The sequence below is a fragment of the Pseudomonas sp. JC1203 genome, assembly GCF_056175065.1.
On the sequence record NZ_JBWCAM010000002.1, the window covers coordinates 251,151 to 268,835 of the forward strand.

At 64.5% G+C, this 17,685-nt stretch carries 21 protein-coding genes; 10 read left to right on the plus strand and 11 right to left on the minus strand.

What is annotated here, in order from left to right:
• Window positions 1-7 precede the first annotated feature (7 nt).
• Window positions 8-754 carry a GntR family transcriptional regulator gene (locus tag AC0SZ7_RS04295; protein ID WP_475503186.1) on the minus strand — a complete coding sequence of 249 codons (747 nt, stop codon included), beginning with the start codon at window positions 752-754 and terminating at the stop codon, window positions 8-10.
• Window positions 755-907: 153 nt separating this feature from the next.
• On the opposite strand from AC0SZ7_RS04295, the gene AC0SZ7_RS04300 reads away from it, so the two are divergent.
• On the plus strand, window positions 908-1,459 hold the full coding sequence (locus AC0SZ7_RS04300; protein WP_475503187.1) for a hypothetical protein: 552 nt from the start codon (window positions 908-910) through the stop codon (window positions 1,457-1,459).
• Window positions 1,460-2,093: 634 nt separating this feature from the next.
• Here AC0SZ7_RS04300 and AC0SZ7_RS04305 read toward each other — a convergent pair.
• Entirely contained in the window at window positions 2,094-2,729 is a 636-nt protein-coding gene (locus tag AC0SZ7_RS04305) for a hypothetical protein (RefSeq protein ID WP_475503188.1), read from the minus strand.
• A gap of 236 nt (window positions 2,730-2,965) precedes the next feature.
• On the opposite strand from AC0SZ7_RS04305, the gene AC0SZ7_RS04310 reads away from it, so the two are divergent.
• Window positions 2,966-3,202, plus strand: a complete 237-nt coding sequence (locus AC0SZ7_RS04310; RefSeq protein ID WP_475503189.1) for a hypothetical protein — start codon at window positions 2,966-2,968, stop codon at window positions 3,200-3,202.
• Window positions 3,203-3,472: 270 nt separating this feature from the next.
• On the opposite strand, the gene AC0SZ7_RS04315 is transcribed toward AC0SZ7_RS04310, so the two are convergent.
• From AC0SZ7_RS04315 to AC0SZ7_RS04330, 4 genes are all read right to left on the minus strand, one after another.
• A complete protein-coding gene (locus AC0SZ7_RS04315; protein WP_475503190.1) occupies window positions 3,473-4,165 on the minus strand; it encodes an amino acid ABC transporter permease in 693 nt (230 codons plus the stop codon).
• A gap of 3 nt (window positions 4,166-4,168) precedes the next feature.
• A complete protein-coding gene (locus tag AC0SZ7_RS04320; protein WP_475503191.1) occupies window positions 4,169-4,897 on the minus strand; it encodes an amino acid ABC transporter permease in 729 nt (242 codons plus the stop codon).
• Window positions 4,898-4,976: 79 nt separating this feature from the next.
• Complete coding sequence (locus tag AC0SZ7_RS04325; RefSeq protein WP_475503192.1) at window positions 4,977-5,783, minus strand: ABC transporter substrate-binding protein; 807 nt, start codon at window positions 5,781-5,783, stop codon at window positions 4,977-4,979.
• Between the two features lie 123 nt (window positions 5,784-5,906).
• Window positions 5,907-6,242, minus strand: coding sequence for an ArsR/SmtB family transcription factor (locus AC0SZ7_RS04330; RefSeq protein ID WP_475503193.1), 336 nt, complete (start codon window positions 6,240-6,242; stop codon window positions 5,907-5,909).
• Window positions 6,243-6,293: 51 nt separating this feature from the next.
• Between AC0SZ7_RS04330 and AC0SZ7_RS04335 the strand changes: the two genes are divergently transcribed.
• The 4 genes from AC0SZ7_RS04335 (at window position 6,294) to AC0SZ7_RS04350 (ending at window position 10,251) form a co-directional block, all read left to right on the plus strand.
• Window positions 6,294-7,385, plus strand: coding sequence for an NADH:flavin oxidoreductase/NADH oxidase (locus AC0SZ7_RS04335; protein ID WP_475503194.1), 1,092 nt, complete (start codon window positions 6,294-6,296; stop codon window positions 7,383-7,385).
• Between the two features lie 127 nt (window positions 7,386-7,512).
• Complete coding sequence (locus AC0SZ7_RS04340; protein ID WP_475503195.1) at window positions 7,513-8,931, plus strand: MFS transporter; 1,419 nt, start codon at window positions 7,513-7,515, stop codon at window positions 8,929-8,931.
• 172 nt (window positions 8,932-9,103) lie between these two features.
• Window positions 9,104-9,880: an alpha/beta hydrolase gene (locus tag AC0SZ7_RS04345; protein WP_475503196.1), complete on the plus strand. Its 777-nt coding sequence runs from the start codon at window positions 9,104-9,106 to the stop codon at window positions 9,878-9,880.
• 98 nt (window positions 9,881-9,978) lie between these two features.
• Window positions 9,979-10,251: a hypothetical protein gene (locus AC0SZ7_RS04350; RefSeq protein WP_475503197.1), complete on the plus strand. Its 273-nt coding sequence runs from the start codon at window positions 9,979-9,981 to the stop codon at window positions 10,249-10,251.
• Between the two features lie 3 nt (window positions 10,252-10,254).
• On the opposite strand, the gene AC0SZ7_RS04355 is transcribed toward AC0SZ7_RS04350, so the two are convergent.
• Together AC0SZ7_RS04355 and AC0SZ7_RS04360 are read right to left on the minus strand one after the other, a co-directional pair.
• On the minus strand, window positions 10,255-10,473 hold the full coding sequence (locus AC0SZ7_RS04355; protein ID WP_475503198.1) for a hypothetical protein: 219 nt from the start codon (window positions 10,471-10,473) through the stop codon (window positions 10,255-10,257).
• A 91-nt stretch (window positions 10,474-10,564) separates the two neighbouring features.
• Window positions 10,565-11,473, minus strand: coding sequence for a LysR substrate-binding domain-containing protein (locus AC0SZ7_RS04360; protein WP_475503199.1), 909 nt, complete (start codon window positions 11,471-11,473; stop codon window positions 10,565-10,567).
• A gap of 182 nt (window positions 11,474-11,655) precedes the next feature.
• Here AC0SZ7_RS04360 and AC0SZ7_RS04365 point away from each other — a divergent pair, with 182 nt between their 5' ends.
• The 4 genes from AC0SZ7_RS04365 to AC0SZ7_RS04380 are packed head-to-tail and all read left to right on the plus strand — an operon-like array spanning window position 11,656 to window position 15,634.
• Complete coding sequence (locus tag AC0SZ7_RS04365) at window positions 11,656-12,405, plus strand: SDR family NAD(P)-dependent oxidoreductase (RefSeq protein WP_475503200.1); 750 nt, start codon at window positions 11,656-11,658, stop codon at window positions 12,403-12,405.
• A gap of 59 nt (window positions 12,406-12,464) precedes the next feature.
• Entirely contained in the window at window positions 12,465-13,763 is a 1,299-nt protein-coding gene (locus AC0SZ7_RS04370) for an MFS transporter (RefSeq protein WP_475503201.1), read from the plus strand.
• Between the two features lie 18 nt (window positions 13,764-13,781).
• Complete coding sequence (locus AC0SZ7_RS04375) at window positions 13,782-14,630, plus strand: transketolase (protein ID WP_475503202.1); 849 nt, start codon at window positions 13,782-13,784, stop codon at window positions 14,628-14,630.
• Window positions 14,627-15,634: a transketolase family protein gene (locus tag AC0SZ7_RS04380; RefSeq protein WP_475503203.1), complete on the plus strand. Its 1,008-nt coding sequence runs from the start codon at window positions 14,627-14,629 to the stop codon at window positions 15,632-15,634. Before AC0SZ7_RS04375 ends, AC0SZ7_RS04380 begins: the two co-directional genes overlap by 4 nt.
• Before the next feature lie 91 nt (window positions 15,635-15,725).
• Here the strand turns inward: AC0SZ7_RS04380 and AC0SZ7_RS04385 are convergent, their stop codons facing one another.
• Genes AC0SZ7_RS04385 through AC0SZ7_RS04395 form a run of 3 tightly spaced genes read right to left on the minus strand, consistent with a single transcriptional unit; the run spans window position 15,726 to window position 17,670 of the window.
• A complete protein-coding gene (locus AC0SZ7_RS04385) occupies window positions 15,726-16,625 on the minus strand; it encodes a DNA-3-methyladenine glycosylase family protein (RefSeq protein WP_475503204.1) in 900 nt (299 codons plus the stop codon).
• An 11-nt stretch (window positions 16,626-16,636) separates the two neighbouring features.
• Window positions 16,637-17,134, minus strand: a complete 498-nt coding sequence (locus AC0SZ7_RS04390; protein WP_475503205.1) for an RES family NAD+ phosphorylase — start codon at window positions 17,132-17,134, stop codon at window positions 16,637-16,639.
• Window positions 17,134-17,670, minus strand: a complete 537-nt coding sequence (locus tag AC0SZ7_RS04395) for an antitoxin Xre/MbcA/ParS toxin-binding domain-containing protein (protein ID WP_475503206.1) — start codon at window positions 17,668-17,670, stop codon at window positions 17,134-17,136. The genes AC0SZ7_RS04390 and AC0SZ7_RS04395 overlap by 1 nt, the downstream gene beginning before the upstream one ends.
• Between the last annotated feature and the right edge of the window lie 15 nt (window positions 17,671-17,685).

Genomic DNA, 17,685 nt, shown 5'->3' on the forward strand with positions numbered 1-17,685 from the left:
CTGCGGGTTAACGGTCGATGCGCAGCCGGTACTGGAACGCATCGCCGCGGTAATACAGGTACTCGAAGTCCAGCGGCTGGCCTTCGGCGGTGTGGGTCAGGCGCTCGATGCGCATGATCGGCGCCTTCGCCTTCACGCCCAGCGCGGCGGCCATGGCTGCATCGGCTTCGGTGGCGTCGATGGCAAGGTCGGCATGCCCCAGGGCGATGTCCAGGTCGTTTTCCAGAATCAGGAAAATGTCGCGGGTGGCCAGGTCCGCCGAGGCCAGGCGGCGCCCCACCGCTTCGGGCAGGTAGGTGATTTCCAGCGACACCGGCTCGCGATTGACCAGCCGCACCCGGCGGATCTCCACCACCGTCTGCCCTTCCGCCAGCCCCAGCCGCTGAGCGACGATGGCATCTGCCGGCACGTACTCGAAGCCACACATGCGGTTGACCACTTCGTGCCCGGAAGCCGCCAGCGCCTCGGCCAGCCCTTGCAGCGAGCTGACATTCTGGAACGCCTTGGGCTTGGACACGAACGTGCCCTTGCCGTGGATCTTGAAGATCAGCCCTTCTTTCTGCAGATCACCCAGCGCCTGGCGCACGGTGATGCGGCTGACGCCGAACGCTGCGCCCAGCTCGCTCTCCGACCCCATGCGGCTGCTGGGCGCGTAGGTGCCATCCAGAATGCGCGAGCGCAGGTGTTCCTTGAGTTGCGCGTACAGCGGCACGGGGGACTGGCTGGTGAGTTTGGCGGGCGGCTCGGGTGTCATGGGGTGTCGCTTGGCAATGAGGGAGATGAACGGTCGGTAGACTACCTTAGCTGGGGTGAAGATTTCATCTTTGGCGCGCCCGGCCCCCGTTGCCCTGCGCGTCTTGCGCCGGGATAATCACCGCCCTTCAATACCCCCAAGCAAGGAACTGCTGTGAAAAAAGCTTTATTGTTCGTGCCGTTGTTCGCATTGTTGCTGCAAGGCTGTGGCGCGACCATGACCCCCTACGAGCCCAACTTCAATAACGTCCAGACCCTGAAACAGCACGCGCCACTGCAACCGGTTACCCCGGCGCAGGTCACTGCGGCGCCGGGCCAGGGCTCGATGTTTGTGCGCATGAACCCTATCAGCTCGCCCAGCGGCAGCATTGCCGGGCATGTGCAGGACGCGCTCAACGGCGAGTTGACCCGCGCCGGCTTGGTAAACCCGCAGTCGCCAAGGCATCTGAATGTGCTGGTAACCGAAAGCAACCTGGCTGCAGGCCTGGTGACAGGCAATGGCACCCTGGCGGCGCGGTTTACCTTGCTGGACGGTTCGGTGGTGAAGTATGACGCTACCAAGACGGTGAACAGCGAGTGGAGCAGTAGCTTTTTTGGGGTGATTGCCGTTGCGAATGCGGCTAATGCTTATAACCCGCTGGTGCGGGACTTGTTGAAAGCGTTGTACAGCGATCCGTTGTTCACCCAGGCGCTGGCGCAGAAGTAATTGCGGTAGCGCTCGATCCGACTTTCACCCCGCTGTTGAGCCGCTGTTGACCTGGCTGCTGATCTGGCTGTTGATCTGCTTGTGATCTGCTTGTGATCTGCTTGTGATCTGCTTGTGATCTGCTTGTGATCTGCTTGTGATCTTGATCTGGCTTGTGATCTTGATTGTATGCCCCGTAAAGCGCCCGGGCCGACTGGAGGCGTCGATCAACGGGCTGCCCGAAGGGCCGAGGCCGCAGGCCGAAGAGACGGTAACCCGCAGGCTTCTATAGCGGGTGCCGTCTGCCCGTTGAGCGGCGCCGGAAGGAGGGGACCCGTAGCGCAGCGCAGGGCCCAAGCAGGGGCAAGCGTTTTTTGCTTACTTTTTTTGGCGTCTGAAAAAAAGTGAGTCGGCGTAAGGCCGAAACGGTCGGTGGTCTCGCCGCGAAAATGGATATGTCCGAATCCCTCAGAAGCGAGATCCCCGGCTACGCCAGGGACCGCTTGGCCAACGCCTCCAGTCGGCCCTGGCGCTTTATGGGGCACACAATCAAGATCAAGGGCCGCACGGGATCAAGATCAACAGCGGTATTGCGGCGTTTGAGCCAGTGTGGAGGATCAAGATCAACAGCGGTATTGCGGCGTTTGAGCTGGCTTTATGCTCGTGGAACACGCACATCCAACCCCGAATACTTCAAACTCTGCCGATCCACCATCTGCTTGAGCAACGCATTCACCTGCCGCGTAAACGTATCACTCACCGCCTCCTTCGGCGTATTCGCCATCAACGGCACAAACAACACCCCCATCCAGGTATTGATCGCATCGTGGTTGCTCTCGGTGCTCAACGTCTTGCCCTGGGCATCCTGCGCTTCCAGGGTCATGGTGTACTGGTCGGTGCCCAGCGCCGGCACCAGCATCAGGGTGAAGCCGCTCAGGAACGCCCATACCACCTGGCCACCGCTTGGCGGGTGGTTGTAGACCTTCAGGTGCAGGGTGTAGTCGCCCGGCTGCTTGTTGAATTCATCCAGGGTCACCCGGCCGAACAACTTCGAGTCGTTCAGGGATTTTTCCAGTTGCGGGCGCAGCTGGTTGCGCGCCTGGGGCACCTCCACTGCGTTGCTGCTGCCTGGCGTGCCCTGGTAGAAGTCAAAGTCTACGTACACGTTGGGCTTGTTGGCATAGCTGGCCATGGACGGCATTGTCACTGGCGCCACTTCGTCCTTGGTAAAGCTGGCGCAGCCGCCCAGGGTGAGGGAGATGGCCAGGGCCAGGGGTTTTGCGAACTTCATGGGTAACTTCCTTGGTCAAAAAACAGGGTGTCCAGGCGACACCTTTTCCAGATTCGCGGCGTTGGGAACACCGCGGGCAGCATTTTGCCACCGGCGGGGGGCGCGTCAATAATCCATTGTCACAAAACCGACAAGTTTCATCTGGCGGCAGGCAGCCCTGCTCAGGGCGCTTGATCGTGGGGGTTGACCGCGTGCAGACTGACCGGCAGCCCAATTACAAATAGAAAGGAAGTTTCATGCGAACGTTCGACCTGATTCGCGCCGCCGTGCTACCCGAGTTCAAGGAGCGCGTGGCCGACTACCTCATCGAGTATGAAGACGTGTTACGTGAAAACACCGCCGACGCGCAAACGCAGCGCGCGGTAGCCAATCAGCTGCGGGGCTACTTGCGGGGCTTGAATACGACGCGGGTGCTGGGGATGGCGGACTGGGAAGAACTGGACCGGCGGGTGCTGAAGACCTGGTTGAGCTAGGGCACCCTCGCCCCAGCAGCGCTGTCATTGGGCTGCCACCCAAGTGCTGCTGGGGCAAGTGTGGGATACCTACTTCGCTCTGTGTAAACCAGGCGGGCGATGGGGGAAAGCGGGCCTGGCAAAGCATCTGGGAGCACGTTCAAAGTACGCCAGCCAATGTGAAAAATACGTGATTGGAAGGGGCGTTTTCGGCTCTTTGTGTCTAATTATTTCCACTCCCCAACAAACCCCCGTAGCAGCTGCCGCAAGGCTGCGTCAGCGGTATAACGGTCAACCCGAAGGTGCCCGGGCAGGCGCGCGTCGGGTCACCAGGGTGGCCAGCCATTGCAGGGCGCTGCACAAAATGAAATACACCAGCGCCACGAACAGGAAGATCTCCACGGGGTGCACCATCACCCGGTTGCTCACCTGGGTGGCCTCGTAGGACAGCTCCCCTACCCCGATCACGTAGGCCAGCGAGGTGTCCTTGATCAGCGATACCCACTGGTTCAGGAACGACGGCAGCATGATCGGCAACGCCTGCGGCAGTATCACCAGCCGCAGCACCTGCACCGGCCGCAGCCCCAGGGCCTTGGCGGCTGCCCACTGGCCCGCCGACAGGCTGTTGATGCCCGCCGCCACCGAATGCGACAGGTAAGCGCCGCCGATCAGCGACAGCGCACACACCACCGTGGCCAGGGCGGGCACGTTGACGTGGAACAGAATGGGCAGCAGGAAATAGCTCCAGAACATCAGCATCAGCACCGGAATGGCCCGCAGGAAACCCAGCACGCCCACCAGCACCCAGCGCAGCCAGCCGCGGCTGGTGACCAAGGCAATGCCGCCCATCAGCCCCAGCACACCGGCGGCGATGCCCGACAGCAGGCTCAGCAGCAACGTCAACGCCGCGCCGCCCAGCGGGCCATCGGGGTACGCGCCCCACATGAAGTACGCGAGGTTGTCACCTATTACAGAAAAATCCATGGCTCAGGCCACTCCCCGGCGGTAGCGCCGACTGTGTTGCAGCAACTGCCCTGCCGCCTCGATCAGGGCGATGGTGAGGATGTACAGCAAGGTTGCGTAGCCGAACGCCTGAAACGTCTTGAAGGTTTCGGTCTCCACCTGGCGTGAGGCGTAGGACAGTTCCGCCAGGCCGATGGCCATGGTCAGCGAGGAGTTCTTCACCGCGTTCATGTATTGCCCCAGCAGCGGGCCCAGCGCGGTGCGCAACCCCTGTGGCAACACCACGTAGCGCCACACTTGCGCCGGGCGCAGGCCCAGGGCCAGGCCAGCGGCGCGTTGTTCCTGGCGCACCGAGTCGATGCCGGCGCGCAGCTCTTCGGCGATGAACGCGGTGGTGTACAGGGTCAGGCCCCAGAACCCGGCAAGAAATTCGAAAGACGGCCACTCCACCGCCAGCGGCCCCAGGGCCAGGCTGCGCGGGGTGTTGAGCCAGGTCACCAGGCTGTCGGGCAGCAACGCGGTGACGCCGAAATACCAGAAAAACAACTGCACCAGCAGCGGCGTGTTGCGGATCACCAGCAGGTAGGCCCGCGCCGGCCAGGCCAGCAGCCGCGAAGGCGCAGTGCGCGCCAGGTACAGGAAGGCGCCGAGCACGGTGGCCACCAGGCACACCAGCAGCGACAGCCCCAGGGTCTGCAGAAAACCGTCGGCCAGCCACTGCAAATAACGGGGGGCGAGCAATTCACCAAACATGTAGGCGCATATCCAGGTCAAACGAAGCCAGGCACGCACCCTCGGGGGCGCGTGCCATGTGGGGCCAACGGTGGGCTAATCAGCCTTTGTCGCCGATCTTGAACAGGCGCGCCAGCGGCGTATTGGTGGTGGGGCCGAACCAGGTGTCGTAGATCTTCTGGGCCTGGCCGTCCTTTTCCAGCTCTACCAGGGTGCTGTTGACGAAGTCGGTCAGGGCGGTCTCGCCCTTGGGCAGGCCCACGCCGATCAGGTCGTCGGAGATGGTGAACGGCGGCACTTCGTACTTGTCACGGTCCGGCACGTTGGCCAGCAGGCCGATCAGCTTCGGGCCGTCCTGGGTGATGGCCTGGACGTTGCCGTTGCGCAAGGCGGTGAAGGCAAACGGGGTGTCGTCATAGGCCACCACCTTGGCGCCCGGGAATTTTTCGCGCAGCACGCCTTCGTTGGTGGTGCCCTTGTCGACGCCCACGCGCCAGGTATTGAGGTCGCTCTCGTTCTTGAGCGTGCCCTTCTTGACGATGAACTGCTGCCCCGAGGCGAAATACGGCGTGCTGAAATTGACCTGCTCGGCGCGCTCCTTGGTGATGGTGAAGTTGGCCAGCACCAGGTCGACCTTGTTGGCCACCAGCAAGGGCACACGGTTGGCGGGGTTGGTAGGCTGCAGCTGCAGTTTCACCCCCAGCTTGGCGGCGATGGCCTTGGCGTAGTCCACGTCCAGGCCTTCGAGCTGCTTGGTCTTGGTGTCGATGAAGCCGAACGGTGGGTTACTGTCGAAGGCGGCAACGCGCAGCACGCCGGCCTTCTTGATGTCTTCCAGGCGGTCGGCGTGGGCAATACCGGACAGCAACGCCAGGGACAACGCCGTGAGGGCAGTAAGTTTTTTCATGGGCTCGACTTCCTGTAGGGGCAGATAGGCAAAGTGCCTGCACCAGAAGTCTTGCAGCAAGGCTAAAAAACCAAAAGGAATATAATATTATTTATTTATATTCATATGGAATATTGAAGATCGTTACCTGTGCGACAGAATGTTTGCCAGCAGCCCCGGGTAGCGGCTCTCCAGCGCTTCGCTACGCAATGAATTCATGTGCGTGGTGCCCACGTTGCGGGTCTGCACCAGGCCTGCCTCACGCAGTACGCGGAAATGGTGGGACATGCTGGATTTCGGCCGCCCGCCGTCCAGCTCGCCACACGTGGCCTCGGGTACGCCGGCCAGGTGCCGCACGATGTCCATGCGCACAGGGTCGCTCAAGGCGTACAGCAGGCGCTCGAGGGTGAAGTCTTCGGGATTGGGGTGGGTATAGGCTCGCATGGCGCACATGATATCGAGGCTTCCATAAATTGCCATAGTTCGATTATGATCGAACAAGCGAAAATAGCCACCTCCTGGAGTATACCCATGTCTGCCCTGTTCCAACCCTTCACCCTCAAGGATGTGACGCTGCGCAACCGCATCGCCATTCCGCCCATGTGCCAATACATGGCCACCGACGGCCTGATCAACGATTGGCACCACGTACACCTGGCGGGCCTGGCCCGTGGCGGCGCCGGCCTGGTGGTGGTCGAAGCCACCGCAGTGGCCCCTGAAGGCCGCATCACCCCGGGCTGCGCCGGCATCTGGAACGACGAGCAGGCCCAGGCGTTCGTGCCCGTGGTGCAGGCCATCAAGGCTGCAGGTTCGGTGCCCGGCATCCAGATCGCCCACGCCGGCCGCAAGGCCAGCGCCAACCGCCCGTGGGAAGGTGACGACCACATTGCCGCTGGCGAGCCGAACGGTTGGGACACCATTGCCCCTTCTGCCATTGCCTTCGGCCACCACCTGCCGAAAGTGCCACGCGCCATGACCCTGGACGACATCGCCCGGGTGCGCCAGAACTTCGTCGACGCCGCCCGCCGCGCCCGTGACGCCGGCTTTGAATGGATCGAGCTGCACTTCGCCCACGGCTACCTGGGCCAGAGCTTCTTCTCCGAGCATTCCAACCAGCGTACTGACGCCTACGGTGGCAGCTTCGACAACCGCAGCCGCTTCTTGCTGGAAACCCTGGCCGCGGTGCGCGAAGTGTGGCCGGAGCACCTGCCGCTGACGGCCCGTTTCGGCGTGATTGAATACGACGGCCGTGACGAGCAGACCCTGGCCGAGTCCATCGAACTGGCCCGCCGCTTCAAGGCCGGTGGCCTGGACCTGCTGAGCGTGAGCGTAGGCTTCACCATCGCTGAAACCAACATTCCATGGGGCCCGGCGTTCCTCGGCCCGATTGCCGAGCGCGTGCGCCGCGAAGCGGACCTGCCGGTGACCTCGGCGTGGGGCTTCGGCACGCCACAATTGGCCCATGACGCCGTCACCGCCGGCCAGCTGGACCTGGTGTCGGTAGGCCGTGCCCACCTGGCCGACCCGCATTGGGCGTACTTCGCCGCCAAGGAACTGGGCGTGGACAAGGCCTCGTGGACCCTGCCGGCGCCTTACGCGCATTGGCTTGAGCGTTACCGGTAAGCCGTGACGCGGCCTGCGGCCGCTGCTACACAACCACGTAGCAGCTGCCGCAGGCTGCGTCCACGCTATCCGCGCGTTGCCCACCTGGCATATGCTCCTTGCCCTCCTCTTACCGCAAGGGATCTGCATGTCGCTGTTCCAGGATTTACCCAACGACGACGGCCTGCCCGGCGCGCAACGACGCCTGGCGATGGTGGCGATCATGACCGCCACCGCCATGGCCGTGATCGACGGCACGGTGGTGAACATTGCCCTGCCCTCCATGGCCAACGCCTTCAAGGTGCCCGCCGCCACCACCGTGTGGGTCGCCAACGGCTACCTGCTGGCGGCCGCCATGACCCTGATGATCTTTTCCTCCCTGGCCGCGCGCATTGGCTTCCGCCTGTTGTTCGTCGGCGGTGTCAGCCTGTTTACCCTGGCTTCGCTGGGTTGCGCGCTGGCGCCGTCGCTGGACGTGCTGGTGGCCATGCGGGTGATCCAGGGCGTGGGCGGTGCCGCGACCTTGAGCATCGGCCCGGCCATTTACCGCACGGTCTTTCCCACGCGGCTGCTGGGCCGCACGCTGGGCTTGAATGCCTTGCTGGTAGCGGCCGCCACCGCCGTGGGCCCGGCGTTCGGCGGCGCGGTGCTGGCGCTGGCCAGCTGGCCGTGGCTGTTTGCGATCAACCTGCCGCTGGGTATTGCCGCCGCGCTGCTGGGCTGGCGCTACGTACCCGGGCAGCGCACCCCCAGTGGCGAGCCGTTCGACGTCGCCGGCGCGCTGCTGTCCGCCATCACCATGGGCGCGGCGATCATGGCCACCGGCGCTGCAGCCGCGGCCGAGGCTGGTGGTTATGCGCTGCTGATGGTGGCTGCCGCTGCCGCGTTCATCTGGCGCCAGCGCCGGGCGCCGGTGCCCTTGCTGCCGCTGGAGATTTTCCGCCATGTGCGTTTTTCCCTGGCCGCCCTGACCTCGCTGACCGCCTTCGTCAGCCAGGGTATCGCCATTCTGTCGTTGCCGTTCCTGTTCCAGAACGCCTACGGCTATGACGTGCTGGGCGCCGCGTTGCTGTTCACCGCCTGGCCGCTGGGCATCATTCTCGCTGCCCCCCAGGCTGGGCGCCTGGCAGACCGGCACTCGCCGGCGGTGCTGTCCACCATTGGCCTGGGGCTGCTGACGCTGGGGTTGCTGCTGATGGCGTTGTTGCCGGCTGACGCCACCACCTTCGGCATCCTGTGGCGCGAATGCCTGTGCGGCGTGGGCTTCGGTTTCTTCCAGAGCCCCAACAACCGCGAAATGCTCGCCAACGTCCCGCGCGAACGCAGCGGCAACGCCTCGGGCGTGCTGGCCATCGCCCGTACCTTCGGCCAGTGTTTCGGCGCAGCGCTGGTGGCCGTGGTGCTGGCGGCGTACCTGGGGCACCCCGCCACCAGCCAGGCGCTGGCCGATGCCGCCGTGCTGGAGGCGCGCGCCATGCACATGGCCCTCGTGGTAGCGGCGGTAGCGTCCGGGCTGGCGATGTGCGTGAGCATCAGCCGGATCGGCAAGCGCGCCGCGAACCCGTAGCAGCAACTGTCTGTGTGGGAGCTGGCTTGCCAGCGAGTTTTTTGGAACATCAACAGCTCGCTGGCAAGCCAGCTCCCACAACAACCTCGTAGCAGCAACTGTCCTGGCAGAGATTATTGCGGCCGCCTCCGTAGCCGCTGCTACAGTTTGCGCACTGTCGAGGCATTTACTCATGGCGCTGCATCGAAGGTTTCGCTTGCTGATGATCATCGTCATCGCCGCATTGCTGGTCTACCTGCTGCTGTGCGTGGGGCTGCTGGTGTTCCAGCGCGCGCTGATCTATCACCCGCAAGCCAATGAAGGCGACACCCCCACCTCGCTCATGGCATTCACCGTGGACGGCGTAAGGCTGAAGGCGTCAGTGCGCCCCCATGACGGGCCGCAGGCGCTGCTGTACCTGGGCGGCAACGCCGAGGACGTGTCGCTGAACCTGCCGGACCTGGCGTTGGCCTTTCCCGACCAGGCGCTGTACTTGCTGCATTACCGTGGCTTTGGCGGCAGCGACGGCTCGGCCACGGAAAGTGCACTGCAGGCCGACGCCCTGGCGCTGTACGACCTGGTTGCCGCCCGCCACCCGCGCGTCACTGTGATAGGCCGCAGCCTGGGCAGCGGCGTGGCGATTTACCTGGCCAGCCAGCGGCCGGTGGCACGGCTGGTATTGGTGACGCCATTCAACAGCCTGGCGGAGCTGGCCAGCCAGCGCTTCGCGCTGTTCCCGGTGCAGTGGCTGCTCAAGGACCGCTTCGACTCATGGCGTTACGCGCCGCAGGTCACCGCCCCTACGCGCCTGGTGGCCGCGGCCCAGGACACCCTGGTGCCACGCGCCAGCAGCGAACGCTTGCTGGCACATTTCGCCAAGGGCGTCGCAACGCTGCAGTTCATTCCCGCCAGCGACCACAACAGCATTTCCGACAGCCCGGCGTATTGGCAGGCGTTGAAGGCCAATTGACCTGTGTCACATTAGTGAAATATCCAGGGCTTACCATGGCCCGTATGACTGCAATATGACAGTTTGAAGACAGCTGACCACAGACACAGGGAGTGAACATGCAATCGTCTCTAGATGCGCTTCGCCAGCAGATTCAACAGGCGGAACCGGTGCTCAAGCGCCTGGACGTGGCAATGGAAAGCCTGGACTTCGACCCGCTGCAACCGGCCAGCGTCGACGCCGCCAACGCCACCGTCTCGCACCTGATTGCCACCTTGCTGGCAGGGTTTGAACACAACCCCATTCTCGGCCCCCTGGCCAACGACCTTGAAGCCCAGTACCTGGAAGGCATCCGCCTGAAAGTACGCGCGGCCCGCGCCCAAGCCGCCTGAGCCCTACCCTTTCACACGTGCCAGCTCGGCCTTGAGCCGGGCGATCTCGTTGCTGTCGCTGCCGTGCATGGTCACCAGCGCGGCGATACGCTGGCGGCAGGCGCGCAGCTCGGCGTTGGTTTCATCCAGCTCGTTGGCCAGCAGCGTGCATTGGTGTTCCAGCAATTCCAGGTGCGAGGGAAAAGGTTCGAAACCAGTGGTGTCTACGAGTTCGTTTGTCATGAGCATGGGGCACCAACGGGGTGGAGTACAAATGTTCTCCATGCAGAATAACGGCAACCACTGGATGCATCAACAGTATTTCGTCGGTAGCTTAGTACGCGAACCCCTGCCCCAGCTCCCGCTCCATCCAGGCCAGGAACCGCCGCACCCGCGGAAAGCTTGAATGCGCGCGCGGGAACACCAGGTGGTGGGCCGCCACCGGTGCGCCCAGTGACGGCGGCGCCACTTGCACCAGGGCGCCGGAGGCCAGGTATTTCTGCGCCAGCAACGTACTTTCCAGTGCGAAACCCAGGCCCAGGCTGGCGGCCTCCAGGGTCATGTACGAGCGGTCGAAGCTCAGCGCGTAGGGTTTTTCCGGCAACGCCAGGCCGTGCTGGGCGAACCATTCGGGCCAGGTCAGCAAGGTCGAGGCCGACAGAATCAGGTCGCTGTCCAGCAGGTCGGCGGCCTGCCGCACCGGGCGCCGGGCCAGCAGCGCCGGCGACGCCAGCACTGCCACCGTCTCATCACGCACCGTGCGCACCTCATAGCTGGGCCAGGCGGGCCGGCCGTGGCGAATGTCGACGTCGATCTTGTCGCGGCTGAAATGCAGCGCCTCGTAGGAGCACGACAGGTTGATCTGGATATCCGGGTGGCTCAAGCGAAACGCCTCCAGGCGCGGCATCAGCCACAGCAGCCCGAAGCTGGGCGATGAATGCAGCCGCAGGCAGTCCATGCTGACGTCGCTGGCGGCGCGCTCGGTGGCCACCGCCAAGGTCTGCAGAATGCCCGACACCTCTTTCAGGTACTGCTCGCCCACCGGCGTCAGGTTCACGCCGCGGGCGGCGCGGGTGAACAGTTGGCGGCCAATCAGCGCTTCCAGGTTGGCCAATTGGTGGCTGACCGCCGAGGGCGTCAGGTCCAGCACTTCGGCGGCCCTGGCCACGCTGCCGAAGCGCGCGGTCTGTTCGAAGGCCTGAATTGCTTTCAGCGGTGGCAGCGGTGTCAGCGCGGGGGGCATGGGCAAATCCTTGCGGTGTGTTGTTGTTATAGGTGGTTTTATTCAAGCACCGGCGCGCGCGAGTGCTGAATTTTTTTCAGCCACCGATGATGTTTAGCGCATTGCTCAGGGCGGACGCGCAGCACAAGCTGAGTCATCGATTGGCGACAATCGACCCATAAAAACAATCAGAGGGACTGCACATGCTGCTTCAAGACAAGGTTGTCATCATCACCGGCGCCGCCTCCGCCCGTGGCATCGGCCGCGCCACCGCCACCACCTTCGCCCGGCACGGCGCGCGGGTAGTGGTTCTCGACCTCGACCACGCCGCAGCCCGCGATGCTGCTGCCTCCCTGGGCGAAGGCCACCTGGGCCTGGCCGCCAACGTAGCCGACGAAACCCAGGTGAACCAGGCCGTGGGCCAGGTGCTGGAGCAGTTCGGGCGCATCGACGTGCTGGTCAACAACGCCGGCATCACCCAGCCATTGAAGACCCTGGACATTCGCGGCAGCGACTACGACAAGGTGCTGGACGTCAGCCTGCGCGGCACCTTGCTGATGTCCCAGGCGGTGATTCCGCAGATGCGCCACCAGGGTGCTGGCAGCATTGTCTGCATGTCCTCGGTGTCGGCCCAGCGTGGCGGCGGCATTTTCGGCGGCCCGCACTACAGCGCCGCCAAGGCCGGCGTGCTGGGCCTGGCGCGGGCCATGGCGCGCGAACTGGGCCCCGACAAGGTGCGGGTCAACTCCATTGCCCCCGGGCTGATTCACACCGACATCACCGGCGGCCTGCTGCAGGACGAACGCCGCCAGGCCATCCTCGACGGCATCCCCCTGGGCCGCCTGGGCGAGGCGCAGGACGTGGCCAACGCCGCGCTGTTCCTGGCCAGCGACCTGTCTTCCTACCTCACCGGCATTACCCTGGACGTGAACGGCGGCATGCTCATCCATTGAGCCCCTACGCTGGCCTATGCGCCAGCGTTGTTCTTATAACAACAAGAGAACAGACCATCATGACCACTCTATCGCTCGACGCGGTGGTGTCCGTGCGCTCCAACGCCTATCGCAAGACGGCGTGGCGGCTGATGCCGTTCCTGATGCTGTGCTACCTGTGCGCCTACCTTGACCGGGTCAACGTCGGCTTCGCCAAACTGCAGATGATGAACGACCTGGCCCTGAGCGAGGCGGTGTACGGCCTGGGCGCCGGCATGTTCTTCATCGGCTACTTCCTCTGCGAGGTGCCCAGCAACCTCATCCTGCACCGCGTGGGTGCGCGCCGCTGGATCGCGCGCATCATGATTTCGTGGGGCGTCATTTCCGCGCTGTTTGCCTTCGTCGAGACCGCCTGGCAGTTCTACGGCCTGCGCTTTCTGCTGGGCATCGCCGAGGCCGGCCTGGCACCAGGGTTGCTGCTGTACATGACGTACTGGTTCCCCTCGTACCGGCGGGCGCGCATGACCGTGCTGTGGTTCGTCGCCATTCCGTTGTCGGGCATGCTCGGCGGGCCGCTGTCGGGGTTGATCATGGCCAAGTTCGCCGGTGTGCATGGCTGGGCCGGTTGGCAATGGCTGTTCGTCATCGAGGCCATCCCCACGGTGGTGGTCGGCTTGCTGGTGCTGACCTGCCTCAAGGATGGCGTGGCACAGGCCACCTGGCTGCGCGACGATGAAAAGGAGCTGATACGCCAGGAGCTGGCCGAGGACAACCGCCGCAAGGTCAGCCATGCCTCGGTGGGCGAGTTCCTGCGCGACAAGCGCCTGTGGTTGCTGGCCGCTATCTACTTCTGCGTGGTGATGGGCCAGTACGCCCTGACGTTCTGGCTGCCCACGCTGATCCGCAATGCCGGCGTCGCCGACCCGCTGCACATCGGCCTGATGACCAGCCTGCCTTACCTGTGCGCCATCGCCGCCATGCTGTTGCTGGGCCGCAGCGGTGACCGCCATGGCGAGCGGCGCTGGCACCTGATAGTGCCGATGCTCGCCGGCGCCGTGGGCCTGGCGCTCGCGGCGCTGCTGGGCAGCCACCTGCTGTTGTCGGTGCTTAGCCTGTGCCTGGCGGCCGCCGGGGTGCTGAGCGCGTCCTCGCTGTTCTGGATGCTGCCCACCACGCTGCTGGGCGGGGTGTCGGCTGCGGCCGGAATCGCCGGCATCAACAGCTTCGCCAACCTGGCCGGCTTCTTCTCGCCCTACCTGATCGGCTGGGTAACCACCACCACCGGTTCCAGTGCCATCGGCATGTACCTGATCACCGCCGTGCTGTGCCTGGGCGCCTGGCTGGTACTGCGCATTCCGGCCGCTTCGGTCAATCGTTGAATACACGGAGTCTTCATCATGACAGCTACTTCCGCACACGCCCCTGACGTGTCCCTGGCGCAGCGCGCCTTCAACATTCGCCAGCACGCCCTGCGCATGGGCCAGGTGCAGGGCCAGGGCTACGTGGGCCAAGCCCTGGGCGCCGCCGACCTGCTGGCCGTGGCTTATTTTCACGCCCTGCGCTACCAGCCCCATGACCCGCACTGGGAGCAGCGCGACCGTTTCTACCTGTCCATCGGCCATTACGCGATTGCCTTGTACGCCGCGCTGATCGAGGCGCAGGTCATTCCCCTGGACGAACTAGAGACCTACGGCTGCGACGACAGCCGCCTGCCCATGTCGGGCATGGCTGCCTATACCCCCGGCATGGAAATCACCGGTGGTTCGCTGGGCCACGGCCTGGGCATTGCGGTAGGCGCCTGCCTGGGCCTGAAGCGCAAGCAGTCGGCCGCGTTCGTCTACAACCTGCTGTCCGACGGCGAGTTGAACGAGGGTTCGACCTGGGAAGCGGCCATGTCGGCCTCGCACCGCAAGCTCGACAACCTGATTGCCATCGTCGACGTCAACAACCAGCAGGCCGACGGCCACAGCAGTGAAATCCTTGCGTTCGAGCCTATCGTCGACCGCTGGCAGGCATTTGGCTGGTTCGTGCAGCGCGTCGACGGCAACGACCTCGATGCCTTGGTGAAGGCTTTTGATACCGCCCGTAGCCACAGCGGCGCGCAGCCGCGGGTAATCATCTGTGACACGAAAATGGGCAAGGGCGTGAGTTTCCTGGAAAACCGCGAGAAAACCCATTTCATCCGCGTCGATGAACACGAATGGCAAGTGGCCCTGGACACCCTTGAGCACGGGAGCAGCAAATGAACAGCATCAACCAGACCCCAGCAGGCAAGAAGCGCCTGACCACCTCGGCCATGATCGCCTCCATCGCCGCCGAGGGCCAGCCGGTACGCCCGGCGCCGTTTGGCCACGCGCTGGCGGCGCTGGCCGAGCAGCGACCCGACATTGTCGGCTTGTCCGCCGACCTGTCCAAATACACCGACCTGCACGTCTTCGCCAAGGCCCACCCCCAGCGCTTCTACCAGATGGGCATGGCCGAGCAGCTGCTGATGAGCGCCGCGGCCGGCATGGCCCGCGAAGGCTTCGTGCCGTTCGCCACCACCTACGCGGTGTTTGCTGCGCGCAGGGCCTATGACTTCATCTGCATGGCCATTGCCGAGGAGAACCTCAACGTCAAGATCGTCTGCGCCCTGCCCGGCCTGACCACCGGCTACGGCCCCAGCCACCAGGCCACCGACGACCTGGCGATTTTCCGCGCCATGCCCAACCTGATGGTCATCGACCCCTGCGACGCCCTGGAAATAGAGCAGGCGGTGCCCGCCATCGCCGCCCATCAGGGGCCGGTGTACATGCGCCTGCTGCGCGGCAACGTACCGCTGGTGCTGGACGAGTACGGCTATAAGTTCGAGATTGGCAAGGCCAAGACCCTGCGCACCGGTAACGACGTGTTGATGATCAGCACCGGGCTGATGACCATGCGCACCCTGGAGGCGGCTGAACAGCTACGCGCCGACGGCATCGACGTGGCGGTGCTGCACGTGCCCACCATCAAGCCGCTGGACGCCCAGACGATTCTGGCCGAGGCGCGCAAGCCCGGCCGGCTGGTGGTAACGGCGGAGAACCATTCCATTGTCGGCGGGCTGGGCGAAGCCGTGGCCGGGCTGCTGATGCGCAATGGCGTTACGCCGACGTTCCGGCAGATTGCCCTGCCCGATGCGTTCCTGGACGCGGGGGCGTTGCCGACGTTGCATGACCGTTATGGCATATCCACGAGTGCGGTGTGCGCGCAAGTAAAAGCCTGGTTGTAACCGTTGACACCACCTTGTGGGAGCTGGCTTGCCAGCGAGCTTTTGAGGCCCTGAAACTCGCTGGCAAGCCAGCTCCCACAGGCCAATGATGCTACCCACCCTTGGCCATGCCGGCGCTATCGGCAATCTCATTCCACAGGTGCATCGCCGCGTACGCCCGCCACGGTCGCCAGGTTTCGGTGTCCAGCGGCGCCTCACGCCGGGCGATGGCCTGCATCAGCACCAGGTCGGTACCCGGCCAGGCATCGGCGTCGCGCCAGGCGCGCATCGCCACGTATTCCACCGTCCATGGGCCAATGCCCTTCAGCGCCAGCAGGCGTTTGCGCAACGCCGGTACGTCCGGGGCCTGCGCGTCGATATCCAGCAGCCCATCGGCCACCGCGCGGGCAAAGGCCTGCAGGGTTTCCACGCGCTTGCCGGGCATGCCGATCTTGTCCAGGTTGGCCTCCGCCAGCGCCGCCGGCGTGGGGAACAGCCACGCCGTGTCGGGATGGAACGGCGCCTGGGCCGGCGCCCCGGCCCGTTGCACCAGGCGCCCGACAATGGTGGTGGCCGCCTTGACGCTGACCTGCTGGCCGACGATGGTGCGCACCACCAGTTCAAAACCCGACCAGGCCCCTGGAATACGCAGGCCCGGCGCCTGGGCAATCAGGGTGCGCAGCCAAGGGTCGCGGTCAAAGGCCGCGCGTATGCGCTGCGGGTCGGTGTGCAGGTCGAACAGATGCCCGAGCCGGGGCGCCATCGCGCCCAGGTGGCGGCTGGCCTCGCCTTCCACCCTGGCAATCAGGCACGGCCGCGCGGGGTCCTTGCGCACCGTCAGCAGCCCCGGTGCGCCTTGCCAGTGCAGGGTGCGGATGTAGCTGTCGCCATCGACGGTCTCGACGCCACCGGTGGAGCGGCCAGCAAAAAAACGCAGCATCCGCGCCCAGTCGAAGGGGGGCGTGAAAGGCAGTTCCAGTTCATCGGCAGGGATGCCTGCGGTGATTTTCATTCAGCGCCTCTTCAACGTTCGGCAGGGTCCAGTCGCCCGTCCAGGGCGAAGGGCTCTTGCAACACGACCTCGTGCAGGCCAGCGGCCAGCGCAGGGTTCATCAACAGGTTCCAGCTGTGCCGCGACACACTGGAAGGCACCACCACGAAGGGGTGTTGTTCCAGCAACTGCGCACCGAACTGCTGTTGGCTGCGGCTGGGCGTGCCCGGTACCAGCCAGTTGGGGTTGGGCATGGCATGGGGTTGCAGCACATGCACTGCCGCGGCATCCAGCACCCTCACCTGGGTAAGTATGTGAGCCTTGCTGTCCAGCGCCGCAAAACCCTTGTGCACCGCGACTTCCAGGATGGCCGTGGCCGGATCAAGGCTTGCGTATACCGTTGCCAGGCCTTTGGGGTTCCAGCGCCCGCCGCCGCGTTCGGCGCCCAGCCCGGTGCGCCAACCAGGAGCGTGCCGGGCAGCATCCAGCCGCCAGAAGTGTATTTCGCTGCTCAGCGGGTGCCTGGGCATCAATACACTCCATAGTCCATGCGGGTGAGAAAATCGTTCACCAGTTCGTAACCCACCGCATTGGCTATCAGGTTCAGCGGCGCTTCCCCGTCCAGCCCCCGTGCAGGCTGCACCAGCCATTGCTCGGCAAGTTCGCGGGAGCCAAGGACGTCGGCGGCCTTCTCCATGATTTCGGCGTAATACAGCGCCCGGGTGCTCTGCTCTGGGGACAAGGCCTTGGCGGGTTCCTGCAGGCGCCGGGCGAGGGTACGATCCGAGGCGCCGATGATTTTTGCCAGCACCCCGCCGCGCCTGAAAGCCTCGCTGGTGTTGACCATGCGCAGCACATCCTCCAGGGGGAACCCTGCCTGCACCGCATGGTAGACGCCCATGCGATCGTCGCCCCTGCCCTTGAGCAGGTGATCCACTATGGGGGCTTCAGCCGTATCGGGCAAGGTATAGACGGCGGCGTGCTCGCGGGCGTCGGCAACCGGGCCGTGCTTGGGTTTTGAGGGTACGGGCTTGTGCCCTGAGGTGTTTCTGGCTGCGGCGCTCATGGAGCCTCCTGCGAT